The sequence below is a fragment of the Bradyrhizobium sp. LeoA1Lang genome (genome assembly GCF_055413685.1).
In genome coordinates this window covers 26,853-49,474 of sequence record NZ_JBVAPG010000058.1, presented here as the reverse complement: position 1 = coordinate 49,474, position 22,622 = coordinate 26,853, and the positions used below count along the sequence as shown (strand labels likewise).

General features: G+C 64.1%; 17 protein-coding genes. 3 read left to right on the top strand and 14 right to left on the bottom strand.

The window, feature by feature from the left end:
- Positions 1–238: 238 nt before the first annotated feature.
- The 11 genes from ACZYOF_RS20515 to ACZYOF_RS20465 form a co-directional block, all read right to left on the bottom strand.
- A complete protein-coding gene (locus ACZYOF_RS20515) occupies positions 239–3,550 on the bottom strand; it encodes a carboxyl transferase domain-containing protein (RefSeq protein ID WP_463716924.1) in 3,312 nt (1,103 codons plus the stop codon).
- 23 nt (positions 3,551–3,573) lie between these two features.
- A complete protein-coding gene (locus ACZYOF_RS20510) occupies positions 3,574–4,458 on the bottom strand; it encodes an ABC transporter permease (RefSeq protein WP_130581501.1) in 885 nt (294 codons plus the stop codon).
- Positions 4,455–5,411 (bottom strand): ABC transporter permease, encoded by a 957-nt coding sequence (locus tag ACZYOF_RS20505; protein WP_463716923.1) that lies wholly within the window; start codon positions 5,409–5,411, stop codon positions 4,455–4,457. Before ACZYOF_RS20505 ends, ACZYOF_RS20510 begins: the two co-directional genes overlap by 4 nt.
- A gap of 5 nt (positions 5,412–5,416) precedes the next feature.
- On the bottom strand, positions 5,417–6,964 hold the full coding sequence (locus ACZYOF_RS20500; RefSeq protein WP_463716922.1) for an ABC transporter substrate-binding protein: 1,548 nt from the start codon (positions 6,962–6,964) through the stop codon (positions 5,417–5,419).
- A 24-nt stretch (positions 6,965–6,988) separates the two neighbouring features.
- Positions 6,989–7,990, bottom strand: a complete 1,002-nt coding sequence (locus ACZYOF_RS20495) for an ABC transporter ATP-binding protein (protein WP_463716921.1) — start codon at positions 7,988–7,990, stop codon at positions 6,989–6,991.
- Positions 7,990–9,069, bottom strand: a complete 1,080-nt coding sequence (locus ACZYOF_RS20490) for an ABC transporter ATP-binding protein (RefSeq protein ID WP_463716920.1) — start codon at positions 9,067–9,069, stop codon at positions 7,990–7,992. The genes ACZYOF_RS20495 and ACZYOF_RS20490 overlap by 1 nt, the downstream gene beginning before the upstream one ends.
- Positions 9,069–11,495 (bottom strand): CaiB/BaiF CoA-transferase family protein, encoded by a 2,427-nt coding sequence (locus ACZYOF_RS20485; RefSeq protein ID WP_463716919.1) that lies wholly within the window; start codon positions 11,493–11,495, stop codon positions 9,069–9,071. Before ACZYOF_RS20485 ends, ACZYOF_RS20490 begins: the two co-directional genes overlap by 1 nt.
- Positions 11,496–11,636: 141 nt before the next feature.
- On the bottom strand, positions 11,637–13,085 hold the full coding sequence (locus ACZYOF_RS20480) for an amidohydrolase family protein (RefSeq protein WP_463716918.1): 1,449 nt from the start codon (positions 13,083–13,085) through the stop codon (positions 11,637–11,639).
- Between the two features lie 14 nt (positions 13,086–13,099).
- Positions 13,100–14,125, bottom strand: a complete 1,026-nt coding sequence (locus ACZYOF_RS20475; protein ID WP_463716917.1) for an ABC transporter substrate-binding protein — start codon at positions 14,123–14,125, stop codon at positions 13,100–13,102.
- Between the two features lie 36 nt (positions 14,126–14,161).
- On the bottom strand, positions 14,162–14,938 hold the full coding sequence (locus ACZYOF_RS20470; protein ID WP_463716916.1) for an ABC transporter permease: 777 nt from the start codon (positions 14,936–14,938) through the stop codon (positions 14,162–14,164).
- 1 nt (position 14,939) lies between these two features.
- Entirely contained in the window at positions 14,940–15,797 is an 858-nt protein-coding gene (locus tag ACZYOF_RS20465) for an ABC transporter ATP-binding protein (RefSeq protein ID WP_463716915.1), read from the bottom strand.
- A 197-nt stretch (positions 15,798–15,994) separates the two neighbouring features.
- On the opposite strand from ACZYOF_RS20465, the gene ACZYOF_RS20460 reads away from it, so the two are divergent.
- The 3 genes from ACZYOF_RS20460 (at position 15,995) to ACZYOF_RS20450 (ending at position 19,316) form a co-directional block, all read left to right on the top strand.
- Positions 15,995–16,753: a GntR family transcriptional regulator gene (locus ACZYOF_RS20460; RefSeq protein WP_130581118.1), complete on the top strand. Its 759-nt coding sequence runs from the start codon at positions 15,995–15,997 to the stop codon at positions 16,751–16,753.
- 5 nt (positions 16,754–16,758) lie between these two features.
- Complete coding sequence (locus tag ACZYOF_RS20455; protein WP_463716914.1) at positions 16,759–17,994, top strand: amidohydrolase family protein; 1,236 nt, start codon at positions 16,759–16,761, stop codon at positions 17,992–17,994.
- Positions 17,995–18,095: 101 nt separating this feature from the next.
- Positions 18,096–19,316, top strand: a complete 1,221-nt coding sequence (locus ACZYOF_RS20450) for a mandelate racemase/muconate lactonizing enzyme family protein (RefSeq protein WP_463716913.1) — start codon at positions 18,096–18,098, stop codon at positions 19,314–19,316.
- A gap of 34 nt (positions 19,317–19,350) precedes the next feature.
- Here ACZYOF_RS20450 and ACZYOF_RS20445 read toward each other — a convergent pair whose 3' ends face one another.
- The 3 genes from ACZYOF_RS20445 to ACZYOF_RS20435 form a co-directional block, all read right to left on the bottom strand.
- Positions 19,351–20,469, bottom strand: coding sequence for a carbohydrate ABC transporter substrate-binding protein (locus tag ACZYOF_RS20445; RefSeq protein WP_463716925.1), 1,119 nt, complete (start codon positions 20,467–20,469; stop codon positions 19,351–19,353).
- Between the two features lie 14 nt (positions 20,470–20,483).
- Positions 20,484–21,638, bottom strand: coding sequence for a CaiB/BaiF CoA transferase family protein (locus tag ACZYOF_RS20440; protein WP_463716912.1), 1,155 nt, complete (start codon positions 21,636–21,638; stop codon positions 20,484–20,486).
- A 194-nt stretch (positions 21,639–21,832) separates the two neighbouring features.
- Positions 21,833–22,609 (bottom strand): IclR family transcriptional regulator, encoded by a 777-nt coding sequence (locus ACZYOF_RS20435; RefSeq protein ID WP_463716911.1) that lies wholly within the window; start codon positions 22,607–22,609, stop codon positions 21,833–21,835.
- Between the last annotated feature and the right edge of the window lie 13 nt (positions 22,610–22,622).

The window sequence follows — 22,622 nt, the reverse complement described above, 5'->3', positions numbered from 1 at the left end:
AATATGCTTCGACGTATCCATTCCAATGCGGATAATCTGCGTCACGGACGGCTCCCTCGTTTGAGATTTCGACAACCTCATTCTGGCACAACTGATGCCGTAGGGGGCCGTCCACCCCATCAACCACCGATGCGGGTTGTGGCGCGAGCAAGCGGTTGCAGCTTTGCGCATCACATCCGCCTGTGGTTATGGGTCCCGGGTCAAGCCCGGGACGACACCGGTGTGCAGACAGCCTTCGCTACCACGCATCGACGCAGGGGCGCTTGCGGTGGGTGCGCGGCTGAGGCTTCGGCACCGAGCGCAGGCCGGACATGATCCAGTGGCGGGTTTGCGCGGGATCGATCACCTCGTCGATCTCGAGCACGGAAGCGATCGAGACCGCCTTGCCGTTGGCATAGAGCTCGGCGACCTTGGCCTGGTAATATTTTTCGCGTTCGACCGGATCCTCGATCGCTTCCATCTCCTTGCGGAAGCCGAGCCGCACGTAACCTTCCAGGCCCATGCCGCCGAACTCGCCGGTCGGCCACGCCACGGTGAAGAAGGAGGCATGGAAGCCGCCGCCGATCATGGATTGCGCCCCTAAGCCATAGCCTTTGCGCAGCACGATGCCGAACAACGGCACGGTGAGGCTCGCGCCAGTGACGAACATGCGCGAGACGTGACGCACGATCGCGGTCTTCTCGGCTTCAGGTCCCACCATGAAACCGGGCGTGTCGCAGAGCGAGATGATCGGGATGTCGAAGGCATCGCAAAGCTGCATGAAGCGCGCAGCCTTGTCGCCGGCCGGCGCATCGATCGCGCCGCCGAGATGTTTCGGATTGTTGGCGATCAGGCCGAAAGGCCTGCCTTCGATACGGATGAAAGCGGTGATCATCCCGACGCCGAAGTCGCGGCGGATCTCGAGCACCGAGCCCTCGTCGGAGAGCAGATCGATCACCTTGCGGATGTCGTAGACACGCAACCGGTTTTCCGGGATCGCGCGGCGGAGCAGCCGCTGGTCCGGCGCCTTCCAGTCGCTGACGGTGCCTTGGAAATAGGACAGATATTTTTGCGCGACAGTGGTCGCTTCCGCTTCATCTTCCACCAGGATGTCGATGACGCCGTTCGGCGCCTGGAACGACACCGGGCCGACCTCGGCCGGATGATAGATGCCGAGCCCGCCGCCTTCGATCATCGCCGGCCCGCCCATGCCGATCGACGCATTCTTCGTCGCGATGATGACATCGCAGCAGCCGAGCATCGCGGCGTTGCCGGCAAAGCAATAGCCGGAGACCACGCCGATGACGGGGACGAGGCCTGAGAGCCGCGCGAACTGCACGAAGGACGGGCCGTCGAGCCCAGTCATGCCGAGCCGGTCGGTATCACCAGGGCGCCCGCCGCCGCCCTCAGCGTAGAACACCAAGGGCAATCGCCACTGCTCGGTCAGCGAGAGCATGCGGTCGATCTTCTTGTGGTTCATATGACCCTGCGTGCCCGCGAGCACGGTGTAGTCGTAGGCGATCACCATGCAGCGCGCGGCTTCCGCGCCGAACTTGCCGGCGTTCACGGTGGCGACGCCGGTGATCAGGCCGTCGGCCGGCGTGTTGTGGATGAGATCGTCGATCTTGCGCCGGCGGCGCTGGGCGGCAATCGCGAGCGCGCCATATTCGACAAAGGAGCCTTCGTCGACGAGGTGGGCGACATTCTCGCGCGCGGTGCGCTGGTTGGTCTTGCGCCGGCGCTCGACCGAAGCCGGCCGGTTCTCATCCAGCGTGATCGCATGACGCGCAATTACTTCGGCGAGATCGGGGCGGATGTAGTCGAGGTCGATCTCCGCCTCCTCCGCGACATGGTGGATGTCGACCTCGGCGGGCTCGAGGAACAGGATCGCCTCGCCATGCATCAGCGTGACGCCGACGCCGCCCGCGACCTTGGTCACCCTGCCGCCATGCGGCGCGGTGACGAGATGCTCCATCTTCATGGATTCAAGCACGGCGATCTGCTGGCCGGGACGGACCAGATCGCCCTCGGCGACATCGATCGCGACGATGGTGCCCTGCAGCGGCGCCGGGACGGCGACCGAGCCTTCCGGGCCGGATTCGCTCGTCGACGGTCCAGCAACCGTACCGGCTCCGCCATTCACTTCGACCAGCACCGGTTCATCGGCCTCCTTCGCCGCGGCGACCAGCGAGCCGGCATGCGCATCAATGAAATTGGTGCTGACGCGGTTGGCGGCAAAATCCTGATGCGCAAGGATCGCACCGAGGAACGGGATATTGGTGGCGACGCCGCCGATGCGGAATTCACGCAGAGCGCGCAGCGCCTTCTGCACCACTTCGGCCCAGTTCGCGCTCGGCGAATGCACGATGACTTTTGCCAATAGTGAATCGAAAGCGGCGCTGGTCCTGTAGCCGGTGTAGCCGAAGGTATCGACCCGCACACCCGGGCCCGACGGCAGGTCGAACACCGACAGCGTCCCGCCGGTCGGCTTGGTCTCGCCCTTCTCGTTCATCACCTCCATGTTGACGCGGAGCTGCATCGCGTAGCCGCGCGGCGACGGAACCGCAGCCTGCGCGAGACCGAGCGAGGCCAGCGTCGCGCCCGAAGCGACGGCGAGTTGCGCCTTCACGAGATCGATGCCGAGCACCTCCTCGGTGACGGTGTGCTCGACCTGCAATCGCGGATTGGCCTCGATGAAGGCGAAGTCGCCCGCGCCTTCACGGGCGTCGTCGTCGACAAGGAATTCGAAAGTGCCGAGATTGTCGTAGCGCGCAGCGGCCGCGAGCCTCGCTGCGGCTTCGATGATGCGCGAGCGCAGCGCGTCACTCAGCGACGGGCTTGGCGCCACCTCGATCAGTTTCTGGTTGCGCCGCTGGATCGTGCATTCCCGCTCCCACAAATGGCTGATCTGGCCGGAGCGGTCGCCGATGATCTGCACCTCGATATGACGCGCTTTTCGGATCAATCGCTCGACATAGACGCCGTCATTGCCGAAGGCGGCCTTGGCCTCGGACTGGCAGCGCGCATAGGCCTGTTCGAGCTTGGCAGCGTCGTCGACGATGCGCATGCCGCGCCCGCCGCCGCCGGCGATCGCCTTGACCATGACGGCGCCGCCGGGGCCGAGTGAGGCGAAGAATGCCTTGGCCTCTTCAAGGCTGGTCGGGCCGCTGGTGCCCAAAATGATCGGCACGCCGCAGCTTTTCGCCAGCGCCTTGGCTTTCGCCTTGTCGCCGAACAGTTCCAGCGCTTCCGGCGACGGGCCGACAAACGTGATCCCCTCCTCCGCGCAGCGCCGCGCCAGCGCCGCGTTCTCGCTGAGGAAGCCGTAACCTGGATGCAGCGCGTCGCATTTCGCAGCCTTGGCGGCGCCGATCACCGCTTCGATATCGAGATAGGCGCGCGCGCCGCGGCCCGGAATCTCCTGCGCTTCGTCGGCCGCACGGACATGCCGCGACGTCGCATCATCGGCCGGATAGATAGCAACGGTGGCAAGCCCGCTTTCGCCTGCAGCGCGGGCGATACGGATGGCAATCTCGCCCCGATTGGCGATCAGCAATTTCTTGAAAGGCATGAACGTTTCCGTCGACAAAAGAGCTAGCGATCCTTCATGGTCGGATCGAGCACGATGCGCAAGGACTCTCCGAGCGCGTTGAAGGCCAGGGAGACCACCAGAATGGCGAGCCCGGGCGCATACATTTGCTCCGGCGCGATCTCCATATATTGGTAGGCGCGCGCCAGCATCGCGCCCCAGCTCGGGTTCGGCGGCTGGATGCCGAGGCCGAGAAAGCTGAGGCTGGCTTCCGCCAGCAGCGCGGCGGCCAGCAGCAGCGTCACCTGCACGATGACGGGCTGCAGCGTGTTCGGCAGCACGTGCCGCCACAGGATATGCCAGGCCGGCGCGCCGAAACACCTGGAGGCATCGACATAAAGTTCCTGCCGCACCACCAGCGTCCGCGCTCGGACGATGCGGGCCAGCGCCGGGAACATCACGATGCCGACCGCGATCATGCCGTTGGTGAGCCCGATACCGAGCGCACCGGTCACCGCAATCGCCAGCACGATCGCCGGGAACGACAGGAAGGTGTCGATGATCCGGCTGATGATGTCGTCGGTCCAACCGCCGAAGAAGCCGGTGACAAGCCCGACCGGCAGGCCGATCGCAACTGCGACACACACGGCCAGCACGCTGGCATAGACGGTCGCCGGCGCACCGTAGATTAGGCGGCTGAAGATGTCGCGGCCGAGATCGTCGGTGCCGAGCAGATGCGCCGGACCCGGCGGCGCCAGCATGTTGTTGACGTCCTGCGCGGTCGGCGAATAGGGCGCGATCCAGGGTGCGCCGATCGCGACGATGACGAGCACCAGCAGCACGAGGATCGCGAGCGCGGCCCGAAGATCACCGGCGAGCCAACGGAGGAAGCGCCGCGACCGGGTCGGCTTGGCGGGCAATCGCGGAGAGGCCAGCGCGAGGTCGGTCATTGCTCGATCCTCGGATCAATGGCGGCGCAGAGCAGATCGGTGATCAGGTTGACCAGGATCACCACGATCACCATCGTGAACACGACGCCCTGCACGATCGGAAAATCGCGCTGGATCGCGCCGCGCACGATCAGGCTGCCGAGACCGGGAATGGCGAACACCGCCTCGATGACGACGGTCGCGGCCAGCATCCGGTTCACGAGCAGGCTGATGATGGTGAAGAGGTTGACGCTGACATTCTTCAGCCCGTGCTGCCAGAGAATGCGGCTCATCGACAACCCCTTGGCGTGCAAGGTCCGCACATATTGCGACGACAGCACTTCCAGGAGCGAGCCGCGAAGCTGCCGCGCCACCTCGGCCATGCCGTAGGCCGCGATCGCAATCCCCGGCAACAGCGCGTGCCTGATCGCCTCGATCGGAGACGCGGTGAGGGATTTGGCGCCGGTCGCCGGCAGCCAGTTGAGCCTGAGCGAGATTTCGGCGACCAGGATCATCGCGAGCCAGAAACCGGGAATGGCGACGCCGAGCGAGGCGATCATACTGACGGCCTTGTCGACCCAGCCGTTGGGTTTGATCGCCGCGATCACGCCCATGGGGATGCCGGTCAAGAGCGCGACGAGCAGCGCGATCACCACGATCAGAAGCGTGTTCGGAAAGGCGCGGCCGATCGAGGTCGCGACCTGCTCGCCCGTCAACAGAGATTGCGAGAGGTCGCCCTGGATGACGTTGCCGAGCCAGACGCCATATTGCACCAGGAACGGCCGGTCGAGCCCGTAGATGTGGCGGATTTCGGTGATGCGCGCATCCGAGGCGTTGTCGCCCGCCAGCGTCACCGCGATGTCGCCCGGCACGAGCTTCAACAGCGCGAACACCATGAAGGTCGCGAGCACGATCACGGGCAGCGCCTGCAACAGGCGGCTGCCGACGACCTTGACCGGACTGCGTCGCGCCATCTCCCTCAGCTCTCCAGCCAGACGTCGTCGTATTTCGGCTTGCCGAGAAGGTTCGGCCGATAGCCCTGCACCTTCTTGTTCATCGCGACCAGCTCGTACTGGAAAGCGAGCGGTGCGACGAAGGCGTTCTCCATCACCAGCCGCTGCACGGTGGCAAAGGCCTTTCGGCGCTGCTCGATATCTTCCGACGCCCGCGATTCCTTGATCGCGGCCTCGAGCTCCGGCGGCACCGGCGCACGGCCGGCATTGTAATAGGCGTCCTTGGTGAACATCAGCGAATAAGTCAGGCTCGGGTCCGGCCGCCCGGTCCATGCCGACAGCAGGCCGGAGCCGCGCTTCTCGCTGGCGAAGAACGCGGCGGAGGCTTCCGCGATCGGCGCGTTGGCGAAGCGTGCAGTCATGCCCGCCTTCCTGAGCTGCTCGATCAGGATTTCCTGGCGCTGCACCGAGTCCTGATCGGGATAGCCGAGGAGATCGAGCGTGAGGCCATCCTTGAACCCGGCTTCCGCCAGCAGCTTGCGCGCCTTGTCGGGATCGTAGGGGTAGAGCGCGGCGACCGATTTGTCATAGGCCCAATGTGCCTTCGGCAGGTTCATGTAGGCGGGCTCCGCCAGCCCGGCGAGCGCCGCCTTCACGAAGGACACGCGATCAATCGCAAAGTTGAGGGCCTGGCGGACCTTTGGATTGTCGAAGGGCGGCTTGGCCCAGTTCAGGAAGATCTGCAGAACATAAAGCGTCGGCCCGTTCGCGACCTTGATGCTGCTTGCGCGCTCGATGATCGCCTTCTGGCGCGGCGGCAGTTGATAGATCAGGTCGTTCTGTCCGGCGGTGACGGAGCGCGCGCCGGTGGTCAGTTCCGGGATGATCGAAAACTCGATGCCGTCGGGAAGAGGACGGTTCGGCTTCCAGTATTTCTCGTTGCGCTTGACGACGATGCGCTCGCCGTCCGCCCAGCTCACGAACCCATAGGCGCCGGCGCCGACCGGCTTGCGCGCGACAGTACCGCCTTCGGCCGCCTTCAGCGCTGATGGCGAGACCATCATGCCGGCGCGGTCGGAGAGGATGAGAGGAAGCGCGGTGTCGGGCGTGCTCAGCTTCAGCGTGACCTGCGTCGGGCTGGTGACCTCGACCGAAGCCACGGAGCCAAGATCGGCCTTGATGTTGGATTTCTGGTCACTCTTGTTGCGCTCAAGATTGAATTTCACGGCTTCCGCATCGAGCGGCGTGCCATCATGGAAAGTGACTCCGGCACGGAGGTTGAGCACCAAGGTGTTCGGATCGGTGAACTTCCAGCTCTCGGCAAGGCCGGGTTTGGGCGCCAGCGTCTCGAAATCCCATTCGATCAGCGTGTCGTACATCGTGAACAGGAAGGCGTGGTCGGAGCCGGCGCCGCCGGTTGCCGGATCGAGGCTCGAAGGATTGGCGGGCGCCGAGATGCGCAAGGTGCCACCGCGCTTCGGGGCGACATCCGCCCATGCGCGGCCGCCGAGCGTCACGCCGGCAATCGCGGCCGATGTCAGCGCGATAGCCTCGCGTCGCGTCATCTCTGTCATGTGATCTCCTCCCGGCAATTCTTGTTAGTTTGGTGCAAAGTTTGGATGTTCGGCGAAGTGGCAGGCAACCCAATGGTCCGGTTGAAGCTCGCGCCAGTCCGGCGTCTTCTGGGCGCAGAGCGGCTGCGCGTAGGGGCAGCGGGTGCGGAAACGGCAGCCCGAGGGCGGATCGATCGGGCTCGGAATTTCTCCCTGCAGCATGATGCGGCCGCCCTCACGCAAGTGTGACGGCAATGGCCGCGGCTCGGCCGACAGCAGCGCCTGCGTATACGGATGCAGCGGATGCTCGGAGACGCGCTCGGTAGGCCCAAGCTCGACGAAGCGGCCGAGATACATCACGGCAATGCGCTCGCTGATGTGGGAGACCACCGCGAGGTCGTGGGTGATGAAGACATAGGTGAGGCCGAGTTCGCGCTGCAGGTCGGCGAAGAGGTTGAGCACGTCGCCGCGAATGGACATATCCAGCGCGGCCACCACCTCGTCGCAGACGATCAGCTTCGGCTTCAGCGTCAAAGCGCGGGCGATGACCACGCGCTGCTTCTGGCCGCCGGAAAGCTGGTGCGGGTAGCGCTCGCCGACGTCCTGCGGCAGGCCGACACGATCAAGCGCCTCCCTCGCCTGCCGCTCGCGCTCGGCGCTGGTGCCGGCGCGCGCGAGGTCGAGCGGTTCCAATACCGACGAGAGGATGGTCATGCGCGGATTAAGCGCCGCATTCGGATCCTGGAAAATGATCTGATAGTCGCGGCGGTGGCTCTGGAATTGCCTGCGCGGCAGCGTGAGCGGATCGATTCCGTCATGCCGGATGGCGCCCGCGCTCGGCTTCAGCAGGAACATCAGGGCGCGGCCGATGGTGGTCTTGCCCGATCCGGATTCGCCGATGATCCCAAAGGTCTCGCCGCGGCGGACGTCGAAATTGACGCCGTCGACCGCCTTCACGGTGGCGCGGCGGTCGCTGGTCTGAAAGCGCACTTCGAGGTCGCGCACCGAGACGATGGTGTCCTGCGTGATATCGGGAGCAAGCGGCATCATGGCGTTCCGGCCATCGCGGCGATCGGCGCTGACGCCGCGTGCTGCAGCGCGCCCGGCAGATCGAGCTCGCGGAAACGCCAGCAGCGCACCTTGCGTCCACCTCCCGCGTCGAGCAATTCCTGCTCGGCCTCGCAGCCCTGTGCCGCATGGGCGCAGCGCGCGCGAAAGCGGCAGCCGTTCGGCATGTCGACGATCGAGGGCACCCGGCCCGGGATCGACGGCAGCCGGCCGTGACGCGGGCTTAAGTGCGGCAGCGACCGCAAAAGGCCGGAGGTGTAGGGATGCAGCGGCCGCACCAGCGCCTCGTCGACCGGGGCGTCCTCGATCACCTCGCCGGCGTACATCGTGATCATCCGCGTGCAGGTCTCGGCGACCACGCCGAGATCATGGGTAATCAGCATCAGCGCGGTATTCGAGGTCTCGCTGAGCTCGCGCAACAATTCGAGGATCTGCGCCTGCACGGTGACATCGAGCGCCGTGGTCGGCTCGTCCGCGATCAGAAGCTGCGGGCCGCAGATCAAGGCGGCTGCGATCATCACGCGCTGGCGCATGCCGCCGGAAAGCTGGTGCGGGTAGTCGTCGATCCGACGCTCGGGCGAGGCGATGCCAACCCGGCGTAGCATCTCGAGCGTCTTCGCCCTCGCCTCCTCCTTGCCGACGCCGGTATGAACGCGCAGCGTCTCGGCGATCTGGTGGCCGACGGTGAAGACGGGATCGAGCGCGCTCATCGGCTCCTGGAAGATCATGGCGATCCGACGTCCGCGGATCGCGCGCATCGCCCGCGCGCTGCTGGAGACGAGATCTGTGCCATCGAACAGGATCGAGCCGTCGAGGCCGGCGAGATTGCCCGGCAAAAGCCGCAGGATCGAAAGGCCGGTGATGGTCTTGCCGCAGCCGCTCTCGCCGACGATGCCGACGCGCTCGCCGGGCGCGATATCGAAGTCGATCTTGCGCGTCGCCTGCCAGACGCCGAGCGAGGTCTTGAAGCGGATGCCGAGGCCGCGCACCGACATTAGCGGCGCAGAACCGCTGGCCGCGGCTTCCGATCGGCACTTTCTTGGTGCAGCCGCCGGCATCAACCCGCCGCCTGCTTCTTCTTCACGAGTTCTTCTTCCATCAGCATCTCGGTTCCGATGATGCCGTCGCGCTCAAGCTGGTCGATCTCGGCATCCGACAAGCCGAGCATGCCGGAAAGAATCTCGTAATTGTGCTCGCCGAGCGTCGGCGGTATCCGCCGGATCGGGAACGGGTGTGCGCTTTCACGAAACGGCATCGACGGCTGCGGATGCTTTCCGATGAAAGCGCGGTTGACCTCCTGGATGAAGCCGCGCGCCTGCAGTTGCGGATCGTGCAGGAGATCGATCGGCAGCCGCGCGACACCGGCGGCAACGCCCGCGGTCTGCAGCAGGTTCATCGCCTCTTCCGCACCGCGCCCGGCGGTCCAGGCTGCGATAGCCGCTTCGATTTCGCTTTCGACCCAGCGCCGGCCGGCGGCCGTCTTCAGCGTCTCGTCGCTGGCCCAGTCGGCGCGTCCGAGCAGCGTTGCGAGCCTCAGCCACATCGCATCGCTGGATACCGCGATCACGATCCAGTTGTCTTCGCCCGCAGAGCGGAAGCAGCCATGCGGCACGAAATCCGGATGGCGGTTGCCGTATTTGGTCGGCGGCTTGCCGTCGATCGAGTGCGCGATGATCCAGGGCGCGGCGAACGGCATCATGCACTCGATCTGCGCGAGATCGATGAACTGGCCCTCGCCGGTCAACTTCGCATGGATCAAGGCGGTGAGCACGGCGGCGCAACCATTGAGACCGCCGACGGCGTCGCCAAAGGCGGTATGGCTCATGACCGGCGGCCCGCCGGCGTCGCCGACCACACTCGGCAGCCCCGAGCCTTGCTCCAAGGTCGAGCCATAGGCGCGGCAATCGCGATGGACGCTGCCCGCGCCGAAGGCTGACATCGACATCATCACGAGCTTCGGGTTGAGTTTTCTCAGGACGTCATAGCTGAGGCCGAGTTTCGGCAGCACTTCGACAGAGTAATTGTCGACGACGAGGTCCGCATCCGCCAGCAGGCGCTTGGCAAGATTGAGCCCTTGCGGCCGCGTCAAATCCAGCGTGATGGCGCGCTTGTTGCGGTTCATGATGCAATAGCGCACCGACTTCTCGTACATCTTTTCCAGCACATAGGCCGGCCGCCGGTCGACGCCGCGCCACCAATCCGGATATTGGATCGCCTCGATCTTGATGACGTCGGCACCGAGATCGGCGAGCGTGCGGGTGCAGATCGGGCCGGCCCAGCCCATCGAGAAGTCGACAACGCGAATGCCTTCGAGCGGCAGGCGATTCGGTCCGCTCTGCTCCGGCAGCGGCACGCGCAGCGGGCCCTCGATCTGTTGCTGCTCACCGATGGCGGGAACCTTGCCGCCACGACGCGGCGGCGTGCCGGTCAATCGCTGCATGGAGCCGGCGGAAAAACCGCGCTCCTCGCCGACCGTGACGGGAACGATCGCGCCGCGCGCCTGCTTCTCCTCATCGGCGATCAGCTCGGCGATTTCGGGCACCGGCACGATCGGGGACTTTCGCTTCAGCCCTTCGGCAAACCATTCCTGCGCGGTGCGCTGCTTCAGGCGGGGCAAGAACTTGGCTTCGATTGCCTCGACATGCTGCAATCGATCGACGCCGAGGAACAGCTTTGGATCGTCGCGCAGCCCGAGCAGTCCGAGCATCTCGCAGAACGAGCGCCATTGCGCTGGTGTCACCGTGGTGACACCGAGCCAGCCCTGCTTGGTCTCATAGATGCCCACGGGAAAGGTCGGCCAGAAGCGATTGACGCCGATCCGCCGCATGACGTCGCCGCGCGAAAACGACTCGAACATGATGTATTCGGTCACGGCGATGGTGGATTCGAAGATGCTGAGGCGGCTCGCGCGCCCGCGCCCATCCTGCATCTGGCCGAGCACCGACGATGACGCAGCGATGAAACCCCAGAGCCCTGCCAAAATGCCGGTCTGGAAATCCGGCGCGTGCATCGGCGGCCCTTCGATCGGCCCCACCAATTTGATCAGGCCGGTCAGCGCGCGAATGGTCGAGTCGGTCGCGGCAAAGCCGGCGTAAGGGCCGACATCGCCGAACCAGTCAGCTTCGAGATGGATCAGGCCGGGATGCTTCTCCTTGATGGCGGCGAGATCGAGGGGCGGACAATCCGCCGCATCGATATCGCGGCCGTCGAGCAGGATGTCGCAGCACTCGATCAGTTCCGTGAGGCGGGAGGATGCGCTGGTATCCCAGCGATCCAGCATAACGCTCGACTTGTTGAAGTTGAGGAACGCAAACCAGGCGCTCTCGCCTTTCGGCGTCAGCGGCGCCGCGCGGCGAAGCGGATCGCCCGCCGGCGGCTCGACCTTCTGCACGGTGGCGCCGAAATCGGCGAACAAACGCGCGCAATAGCTGATCGCAGCCGCGCTCCCGATCTCGACAATCCGCAGATGCGACAACGCGCCCATCACGTTTCCTTAAGACCCCGCATGGCCGGCGCGAACGACACACCGGCTCAGTTTTTTGTTGCGAACATCAAACCTTGCGGGCGCGATGATGCAAGCGGAAAGTTCTCCCGCGTTGCGGAATTCGCTTTGAGGTGCTTGCGTTTAGCGACAGTCGAATTGCGCTTCGAACCAGTTTTCGAGCGAAGTCGAAAGCGGCTGCCACACGCGCTGGAAGTGCGAGAGTTTCGCGGCGCTGCCGCGATAGATCGCGCGCAACTCCTGTTCAATCGCAGGAAGATCGACACCGGTGACACGACCTTCGCTGACGATCGTGCGTCCATCGACAACGACGTCCTTGAGCAGCGACGCATTGCCGCGCGCGAACAAAAGATCGAGCGGATCGACCGGCAGAATCTGGTCGCGATCGAGACGATCGAGATCGAGCGTGACGAAATCGGCCGGCGCACCCGGCTTAAGCTCACCGCTTCCCGGCGCGCCGATCGCGTGGCGGCCGTTGCGGATGGCAAGCGCGAAGAACTCGGCCGGCGTCCAGGTCCGCTTGAAACCTATGCCGCCGTGCATCATCTGCACCAGCCGCATCTCGCGCAGCACGTCGTCGTCCTCATCGAGCGCGAGCCCATCGACACCGACGGTGACCGCGCAGCCGCATTTGTGTGCGGCGGCGATCGGCGCGAGGCCGGAACGCAGATGCATGTTGGAACTGAAATTGGTGACAATGCGCGCGCCGGAGGCTGCGATCATGTCCAGCTCGTCGAGGCGTGCATGGATGCAATGCGCGAGCGTCAAGCGTTCGGAGAGAAAGCCGATCTCGCGGAGATAGCGGACGATGCCATCAGGAAAGTTCTGGTCCGCCCACGCGCGCTGGTAGATCGTCTCCAACAGATGCATGTGAATGCGGCGGCCGGTCAGCGCGGAATTCTCGGCGACGGCCTCCAGCAGCGGTTTGGAGCACCATTGCACGCCGGCCGGGCCAAGCTGCACATCGATCTTGGGGCCGGCAATCGCCGCGGCAATCGCGTCGGTCAGTTCGATGTAGGCGTTCGGCGACATCGGCGCGCGGACGAACAGTTCCTCGATCGTCTTGCGATCGTCGCAGGACAGATTTGAGAGCACCGGCTCGGCATCGCCATAGACGACCGGATTCTGGTCGCGCACGGCGATCGCAAAGGCGATGCGGATGCCGACGTCTGAGGCCGCGCGCGCGATCTGCTTTGCTTCCTCCACCAGCGGCATGGTTCCGCTCGGGCGGGTGTAGTGCACCATCATCGCCGCGCAGCCGGCACGCGCCGAGCGCGCCAGCGCGGAAGTCGCCGTGAGATAGGGATCGACCGGCGAGCCCAATACGGAGCGCAGCAGCCAGCTCTCCAGGGGCATGCCGAGCGCGCCGAAGGACGATGCGGCCGGCCGCGCATGATCGTGGGCGTTGACGAAGGCGGGAAGCACGAAGGAGCGCGGCCCCGCCGGCGGCGCTCCTTGATCGATTTGATCGATGGAGGTGATGATGCCGTTGTCGTGCCGGAGCACGACGTCATGAAGCACGCCGCGGTCAGAGCCGGCGAATAGGCAGTGGGCCGGAACTTCGTTCGCCATGACCGCAAATTATCTCAGTTGGTGACGTAGACCAACTCCCGCTCGGCGCGCGGCGGCAGGAACTCGCGGGTGAAGATTTCGGACGGCGTCGGCGTGCGCGTGAGCTGATAGCCTTCGACGATGATGCCGATGGCGCGGGCCATGCGGTCATCCTTGACGTCGCCGACGCCGATCTCCTTCATCTCCGGCGAGACGATCAGCTTGTCGAAGGAATATTGCAGGCGGCGCTTCTCGACGTCGACATTGATCAGATTGTCGAAATTCACCGCGGCCTTCATGCCGGCGTTCTGATCCTTGGCGACCGCGATCAGGCCCTTGTTGATGGCGCGGACCAGGCCGGCGACGGCCTTCGGATTGGATGCGAGCAGTTTGCGCGAGACCATCACGCCGTTGGAATAGAGATCCATTCCGTAATCGCCGAACGAGAACCATTTGAAGTCTTTTTCCGGATCCTGGCGGTTCAGGACGAGGTTGAAATAGCTGGTGATGTTGAAGACGAGCGCGGCGTCGATGTCGCCCTTGATCAGCATCGGTTCCTGCAGGTTCGGCGCCATGTTGGAGATCTTGATCTTCTCGCCATCGAGCCCGTTCTTGTGCACGAACACCGGCAACAGCCGCGTGGTCGGCGTGCCCTGGGCGCCGCCGAGCGTGTGACCTTCGAAATCCTTGATGGTGTTGATGCCGCTCGACTTCTTCGCGACGATCGCGAACGGCGGCTGGTTCCAGATCATGTAGACCATCACAGGCGCATCCTGCGGCTTGGTCGCGGCATTCTGGATGATGGCGTTGACGTCGCCGAAGCCGGCGTCATAGGCGCCGGACATGATCCGCGTCACGGTCGCGCCGGAGCCTTCGCCCTGGTCGATGACGACGTTGAGGCCTTCCTCTTTGAAGTAGCCATGGTCCTTGGCGTAGAAGAAGGCGGCATCCGAGCCTTGCGTCTTCCAGCCGAGCGTGAACTTGATCGTGGTTTCCTCGGCCGACGCGGGTCCTGCGAACAGGGCCAATCCCAACAGCGCGGCGCTCACTTTCTTCAGCATGACGACCTCACAGACAATGGTTGACGAAATTCTTTCTCAGGTGGCAATCACGTCGTTCTTGCGCGTGGCCCAGCCGGTGACCTGGCCTTCGATCAGCGAGAACACCACGTAGAGCGCGACGCCGAGGCCGGCGAGCACGAACAGTCCGGCGAACACCAGCGGCACGTTGAAATTCGATGACGCGGTCATCATCACGTTGCCGATGCCGCGATTGGAGGCGACGGTCTCCGAGAGAACCGCACCGACAAAGGCGTAGGAGATCGCGACCTTCAGCGAGGCGAAGAAGAACGGCATCGTCCGCGGCAAACCGACATTCCAGAGGATGTCGAACTTGCTGGCGCCCAGCGCCTTGAGCACGTCCTCGAGCTCGGGCTCGGTGGTGGCGAGGCCAGTCGCGATGTTAACGACGATCGGAAAGAAGCAGATCGAGAGCGCAGTGAGAACCGCCGGCACCGTGCCGGAGCCGAACCACAGCACGAAGATCGGCACCACCGCGACCTTCGGGATCGAGGAGAAGCCGATCAATAGCGGATAGGCTGTGTCATAGGCGGTCTTCGAGACGCCAATGAATGCGCCGAGCACGACGCCGAGCGCGACGCCGAGTACGAAGCCGAACATCGTGGTCGCCAGCGTTTGGATGATGTGCGGCCACAGCACCCGAAAACGCTCGACCAGCGTCACCAGGACCTGCGAAGGCCGCGGCAGCACCAGGTCGGACATGCCGGTCATCAGGCAGAACAATTCCCAGGCGACGAAGAACAGCACGATCAGCGCCGCTGACCACGCCTTCTGCCTGATATCGAGTGCAGACATTTCAGGCCGTTCCTTCCTGCACCGCACTGCGCGCATCGACGATCATCGCGCGCAGCTTCTGGTTCAGCGCGACGAAATCAGGCTCGAAGGTCATCGCCACCGTGCGCGGCCGGGCAAAGCCGACATGGCTGTCGTCGAGGATGCGACCGGGACGCGCGCTCATCACGCAGATGCGGCTGGCGAGAAAGCCGGCCTCGCGCAGATCATGGGTGACCAGCAGCACCGTCGGTTTGTGCGTCATCCAGAGCCCTTGCAGGATCGACCACAATTCCTCGCGCGTGAACTGGTCGAGCGCGCCGAACGGCTCATCGAGCAGCAAGAGGCGCGGCTCATGGATCAGCGCGCGGCAGAGATTGGCGCGCTGGAGCATGCCGCCGGAGAGCTGCCAGGGGAAGCGACCGCCAAATCCCTTGAGGCCGACCTGCTCCAACAGCGCATTGGCCTTGTCGCGGAATTCGGTTTTTCGCAGTCTCCGGAATTTTGAGCGGAACGGCTCGACGATCTTGAGCGGCAGCATGATGTTCCGCTCAATCGTCATCCACGGCAGCATGGTCGGATTCTGGAAGGCCATGCCGACCCGCATCGCGCGTGCCGCCACCTCGCGGCCGCCGACGATGACGACACCAGTGGTCGGCTGCACCAGGCCGCTGACCAATCGCAGGATCGTCGATTTGCCGCAGCCGGACGGACCGACCAGCGCGACGAACTCGCCCTCACCGATCCGCAAGGTCGTCTTCGACAGCGCCGGCACCGCGCGGTCGCCGCGACCGAACGTCACCGAGGCATCGGACAGCTCAATGGCAATCGGCACGCTGTCGGAGGGAACCGGCTCGCCCGAGAAGTCGGAATTTGCTTGCATGCGCATCACGGCAGAAAGTGCATGCAAGCCAGATGCCAGCCGGACTTTTCCGCGGAATCAACGAGATCAGGGAAATCGACACCGCTCGAGCGGATTCAATTTAGGCAATCGGCCTATCAAAGTGCATGCAATTCGTGCGCACACTTATTGGACGCCTATGCTAAGAATGCGGCCGCAAGCACTTACGGGACCAACCGATGGCGCCGCGCGCGGCCAGCAAGACGGCAGAGACTTCCGACAAGGTCAGCGTGATCTGCCGTGCGCTCCGCCGCGCCATCATCGAGCAGGCGCTGGAGCCGGGCGCGAAATTGCCGGAGGATTCGCTCGGCGAGCGCTTCGGCGTCAGCCGCACGATCGCGCGCCACGCGCTCGGGCAATTGGCGGCCGAGGGGCTGGTCGAATTGCGCCGCAACCGCATCGCGGTGGTGGCGACGCCGAGCTGGCAGGATGCGCGCGACGCCTTCGATGTCCGCATTCAGTTGGAGCGCCTCGTGGTGCGCCAGCTCGCCGGCAAGCTCACCAAGGCGCAGATCGCGGAATTGAATGCCCATGTCGATGCCGAGGACCGCGCCCGCGGCGGCTCGGACCCGGTCTCGATCCGGCTCGCGACCGAATTCCACATCCTGCTCGCGCACATGACGAACAGCCCGATCCTGATCCGTTATGTCAGCGAGATCGCCTATCGCTGCTGCCTGACGCTGTCGCTGTTCAGCCGGCCGCATTCCTCGGAATGCGCGATCAACGAACATCGCGCGATCATCGCGGCGCTGGTCAGGGGCGACGAGAACAAGGTGATGAGCCTGATGCACAGCCATCTGGACTCGGTGGCGGGCCGCGCGCTGGTCGCTCCCGTCCCGCAGCGCGGCCGCGACCTGCTCGACATTCTCGCGCCCTATGCCGAAGAGGCGGAGAGTGGCCGCGTCGTGAAACTGCCGAAGGCGGCGCGCGGACGCTAGCGACGATGCGAACTGCCTTCGATCTCATCTTCCGTAACGCGCGCACGCGAAATGCGAGCACGCCGGTCGATATCGGCATCGCCGGCGGCCGGATCGCAGCGATCGAAGCGCGCCTCATCTGCGAGGCGGCGGAAATCGATCTCGGCGGCAGACTGGTGCTGTCAGGATTCGTCGACACCCATATCCATCTCGACAAGGCTTGCCTGCTGGGCCGCTGCGCCCATGACCATGGCAGCGTCAGCGAAGCGATCCGCGCGGTGGCGGCGATGAAGCGCGATTTCACCGTCGAGGACATCTATGCCCGCGGCGCGCGTGTGATCGAGCGCGCGATCACCTTCGGCACGACGCGGATGCGCACGCATGTGGAGATCGATCCGCGCATTGGCCTGCGTGGCTTCGAGGCGATCAAGGCGTTGAAGCGCGATTATGCCTGGGCGATCGATATTTCCCCGTGCGTGTTCCCGCAGGAAGGGCTGATCAACGATCCCGGCGCGGAGGAATTGCTGATCGCGGCGCTCCGTGACGGCGGCGAGGCGATCGGCGGCTGTCCCTATGTTGACACCGATCCGACCGCGCATATCGAGAAGATCTTCGATCTGGCGCAGGAGTTCGACGTCGACGTCGACCTGCATCTCGACTTCGACCTCGATCCGTCATGGTGGCATATGGAAGAGGTGTGCCGCCAGACCGAACGCCGGAATTATCAAGGCCGGGTCGCCATCGGCCACGCGACCAAACTATCGGCGCTGCCACCGGATCGGTTGAAGGCGGCGACCGAACGATTGGCAGGGGCCGGCGTTGCGGTCACCGTGCTGCCCGCGACGGACCTCTATCTGCTGGCACGCGACGCGACGCATAACGCGCCGCGTGGCCTCACCGTCGCGCACAAACTCGTCGCCGATGGTGTGCTGTGTTCGGTGGCGACCAACAACGTGCAAAATCCGTTCACACCGTTCGGCGATGCTTCGCTGCTGCGGATGGCCAATTTCTACGCCAACATCGCCCATGCCGCTGTCAACGAGTTCGACGCCTGCCTCGATCTGGTGACGGACCTCCCTGCGCGCCTGATGAACCTGCGCGATTACGGCATCAGCGTCGGCAATCCCGCCGACATCATCGTGCTCGATACCGATAGCGGCCGCGGCGCGATCGCGGAATTGCCTGACGTCCTCATGGGTTTCAAGAGCGGACGCCAGACCTTCGCGCGGCAGCGGCCGATGCTGTTTCCGCCAAAGAGCTAGTCGCGACCTGCCGATCTGGATTGCCTCGACCGTGATTGACGCGCCGGCCGTTCCATTGTTGTTATCGATCTCAACAAAACAACAGCGCCGGGCAGGAAACCATGAGCAAATCATCCAACATCAGAAGCATCGAAACGCTCGCCTGCGATGCCGGCTGGCGGAATTACCATTTCGTCAAGATCATGACCGAGGACGGCATCGTCGGCTGGAGCGAGTTCGACGAAGGTTTTGGCGCGCCCGGCGTCACCGCCGCGATCGAGCGGCTGTCGACGCGGATCATCGGCAAGAACGCGCTGCAGCATGAGCGCATCTATGCGGAATTGTTCTCCGCCACCCGACCGGCCGCCGGCGGCGTAGTGGCGCTGGCGCTCGGCGCGATCGAGAACGCACTGCTCGACGTCAAGGCGAAGGCGCTCGGCGTACCCTGCTATGAGCTGCTCGGCGGAAAAATCCGCGACCGTATCCGGGTCTACTGGTCGCATTGCGCGACCTGGCGCATCAACCATCCCGACTGGTACAAGCCCGCCATCACCGATATCGACGGGGTGAAGGCGATCGGCCGCGAGGTGCGCGAGAAGCGCTTCACCGCGCTGAAGACCAACATCTTCGTCTATACCGACGGCAAGCCACAGGGCTGGCGGCCGGGCTTCGGCGCGCCGTTCGAGCCCGAGATCAATGTCGACCGCAAGGTGCTGCGCAATCTCTGCATGCATTTGGAGGCGATCCGCGACGGCGCCGGGCCCGATGTCGATCTCCTGCTCGACCTCAACTTCAATGCCAAGACCGAAGGCTATCTCAAGATCCTGCGGGCGATCGAGAAGATGGACATGTTCTGGGTCGCGATCGACACCTTCAACCCGCAGGCGCTCGGCTATATCCGCCGCCAGAGCCCGCATCCGATCTCATCCTGCGAGACGCTATTGGGCCTGCGCGAATTCCTGCCCTACTTCACCGAACAGGCGATGGACGTCGCGATCATCGACACGCCCTGGAACGGCGTCTGGCAATCGATGAAGATCGCGAACGCCGCCGAGCATTTCGAGGTCAACGTCGCCCCGCACAATTTCTACGGCCACCTCTGCACCATGATGAACGCGCATTTCTCCGCGGCAGTGCCGAATTTGCGGATCATGGAAACCGACATCGACCGGCTCGCCTGGGATCATGAGCTGTTCACTCATGTCCCTGAAATCGTCGACGGCCACCTCGTGATTCCGAACCGGCCGGGCTGGGGCACCGAGCCGAACGAAGAAGGCCTGCGCGCGCATCCGCCGAAGAGCAAGGGCGGATTGCTGAATTACGGACAGGCTGGGAAGAAATAGGCCGCCGCTCTTCGTGACCCGAGCAGCCGGCCTCTTAGGGTTCGATCGGAAGATCGGCCTCGAACAGGCGATTGAGATCGCCGATCAATGCAAGACCATTTTCGCGCGCTCTAACCGCTGAATTGATCCGCTCTGACGCAGCCGCCTGGAACGCCATATAACCATGGTATCGCGGCCGAACATAGGATTCCTCGAGCGTCGCACGTGTGCTCCGATAGAATTCCGCGGTCGCGCTGTTGACGACCGGATCGTCCCAGGCGCTTGCATGTCCGGGCTGGCCGCCGGCAGCGGCGTAAGGTCCGCGCTGTACCTCTGCGCTCGCGACCCAATAGGCAAAATCGATGGCGTGCATCGCGTGCGGCGTCTTGGCGGAAACGGCAATTCCGGTACCGCCAAGCGCGGCGCCAATCGGCTTGCGCGAGCCGATCGTCGGGATGTTGGCGAAACGGATCAGTCGTCGGCGAAAGGCAGTCTGGGCGTAGGACACGTAACCGTAGATGAACGGAGCACAGTCGATTTCCGAGGCATCATCGACCATCCTTTCGAACACCGCGATCGGATCGCGCTCGAGGTCCGCGGGATCGATCAATTCGGCGAGTTCGCGAATCCTGCGCCACACTTCGAGGCCCGTCTCGGCATCCACGAACCGGGAACGTTCAATGCCGCATGGCTGGCCGAGATGCGCTGCGAGCGTATAGAACACCATGAGGGAATGCGGCGGCCGGAGCGGGAGGGCCACTCGCCCGCGCCGCGCCAGTTCCATCACTTCGGTGAATTCCGACGGAGCTTGCGCCAGCCGGTCCGGTCGAAACGCCTGGACTTGGGTGGCCGCGTCGATCGGAAATGCCCATTGTCTTCCATTCCACCTATATGAAAGGTACGACGGGCCGACGGATGCGGCCTCGAGCACAGTCCGCTCCGTCGCGCGGCCCGTGACATCCAGCGGCAGCAGGCACTTCTCCTCGGTGACTTGCCCGACATGCGGATGATCGATCACGATCAGGTCATAGCGGTTGGCGAGCTCCATCACCGGGAAGCTTTCGAAGTCCTGAAGCGAACGCTGCTCCCAGGTGATGTTCACTCCGCTGCGCCGTCGCCATATCTCCGAGCACGCGACCAGCGGATCGTAGCCGCGCGGATGGCTCCACGTCATGCCCTTGAGATGGATCACAGCCCGAACTCCCGGCGAAGCGCGGTCGAATGCTCGCCGATCTTCGGCGCCGCCTGATCGCCCTTCGGCCTGAAGCCGTCGAGACGCAGCGGCACGCGCGTGGTCCGGATGCTGACATCCTCGCGCGACACGGTTTGCAGCATATCAAGCGACTTGAAGCCCTCACTCTCCAGCAATTCAGGCCAGGTCAGGACCTTCGCGCACCAGATGTCGGCGGGCTCGAGGATCGAGAGCCAGTCGTTACTGGTTCGCTCGGCCAGCCGATGGGCGATGATGGTCTTGATAGCGTCCCGGTCATTGAACCAGCTCGCCGGGTCGTCGCGATAGGGAGCGAGCGCATCCAAGCCGAGCAAGTCGGCGAGCTTCGGGATCGGCGCCATCGCGATCGCCAGGAACCCGTCCTTGGTTGGATACACACCATATGGCGCGGCCAAATAGGCATGAGCGCTGCGACGCGCGGAGCGGCTGGGCAGTCGTCCGCCGTCATTCAGATGTACCGTAAGCACCTCGAGCTGGAAGTCGATGAGCGCTTCAAGCAAGCTTGTCTCCACATGAGCGCCCTCACCAGTCACGCCGCGTCGGACCAGGGCAGCAAGAACACCCTGGGCCATCGTCGCGCCAGCCATCATGTCGGCAACCGCAAGCCCGAAAGGGACCGGCCCTTGGGCATCGTCGCCATTCAGCCACATCACGCCGGACCGGGACTGTGCCAGCAGGTCCTGGCCCGGGCGTTGCACCCACGGCCCCTCCTTGCCGTAACCCGTGATGGACGCGTAGACGATGCGCGGATTGAGCGCTCTCACGGCATTGTAGTCGAGCCCAATCCGCTCGATGACGCCAGGACGGAAATTCTGAACCACAACGTCCGCGCGCGCGAGGAGCGTGCGCAGCGCTGCCAGATCGTTCGGATCCTTGAGATCGAGGGCCAGGCTTTCCTTGCCGCGGTTGATCGCGTGGAAGATCGTGGAGTCACCGCCGATCTCTGCATCGCTGAGATACAGGCGACGGGACAGGTCGCCGCTCTCCGGCCGTTCGACCTTGATCACCCGTGCTCCAAGGTCGAGCAGACGGAGGCAGCAATAGGGACCGGATAGAAACTGGCTCAAGTCGACGACCAGAAGACCTTCGAGGGGGAGCGTCGTTTCGGACATCGGGCCACCTTCTGACGGACAAGTTCTCGCTCGCAGCGCCGGACTGCAGAAGCGCCCCTGCGGTTGATCCGCTCCGGGGCTATCATTCTTATATGAATATGGTACTTATAAGTGAATGGCAACTCCGACGTGACGAATACCGGGTGGACACCCGCAACCTGAGAATCACTGGCAGGGCACTAGGTCGGCGGACTTCAGGCTACGCCCGCGGCAGCGGAAATCTCGCCTGCCGTCGTGAGCAGCATCGCGAGAATATCGTCTCGTAGTGGCGCATCGTCGCGGTCGAGGCGACGAATATGTGGGCAGGTAAGCGCCGCGAGCGGGACTCCGGTCGAACTGAGAATGGGAACGGAAATATTGGTGACTCCGGCCGTTTGCTGGCTTGGACGAACCTCGTAGCCTCGCTGTCGCACCTTTGCGATGATTTGCTCGAACCTTTCCGGTGAAGTCTCGCCGGGAATAGGCACTCGCTCGTCGAGCATCAGCTTGCGCTCTGTCTCAGTCACGAAGGCGAGCAAGACGTGGCCCGATCCGGTGTTCAGCAGGCTGATATGCGAACCCACCCGTATCGAGAGCCCCCAATATCCCGGAGCATCGGTCTGTGCGATCACCACTCCGCTGCCCCGGTCATAAACCACCATGTGGCAGGCCTGCTCCGCCTTGCGCGTGAAGCGGCGCATCGCAGGGAGCGCGAGACTTACGAGGCGCCGCATGGGTGGATGCCGATGAGCCAGCCCAAACAGCTTCAGGGACAGTTCGTAGCGATCTTCGCTGGTCCGCACGATGTAGTACCGCCGCACCAGCCGATCCAGCATCCGGTAGATCTCGTTGGGTGAACGGTCGAGTGCCTTTGCGATTTCGGCCTGCGAGAGCCCCTCATCGGTACTCGACAAGAGTTCGATGATGTCGAGGCCCTTGTCCAGCGCAGGCGCCTTGTAAAGCTCTTCCGTCGTCTCATGTGTCTTCGTCATCGCTCACCCGCGG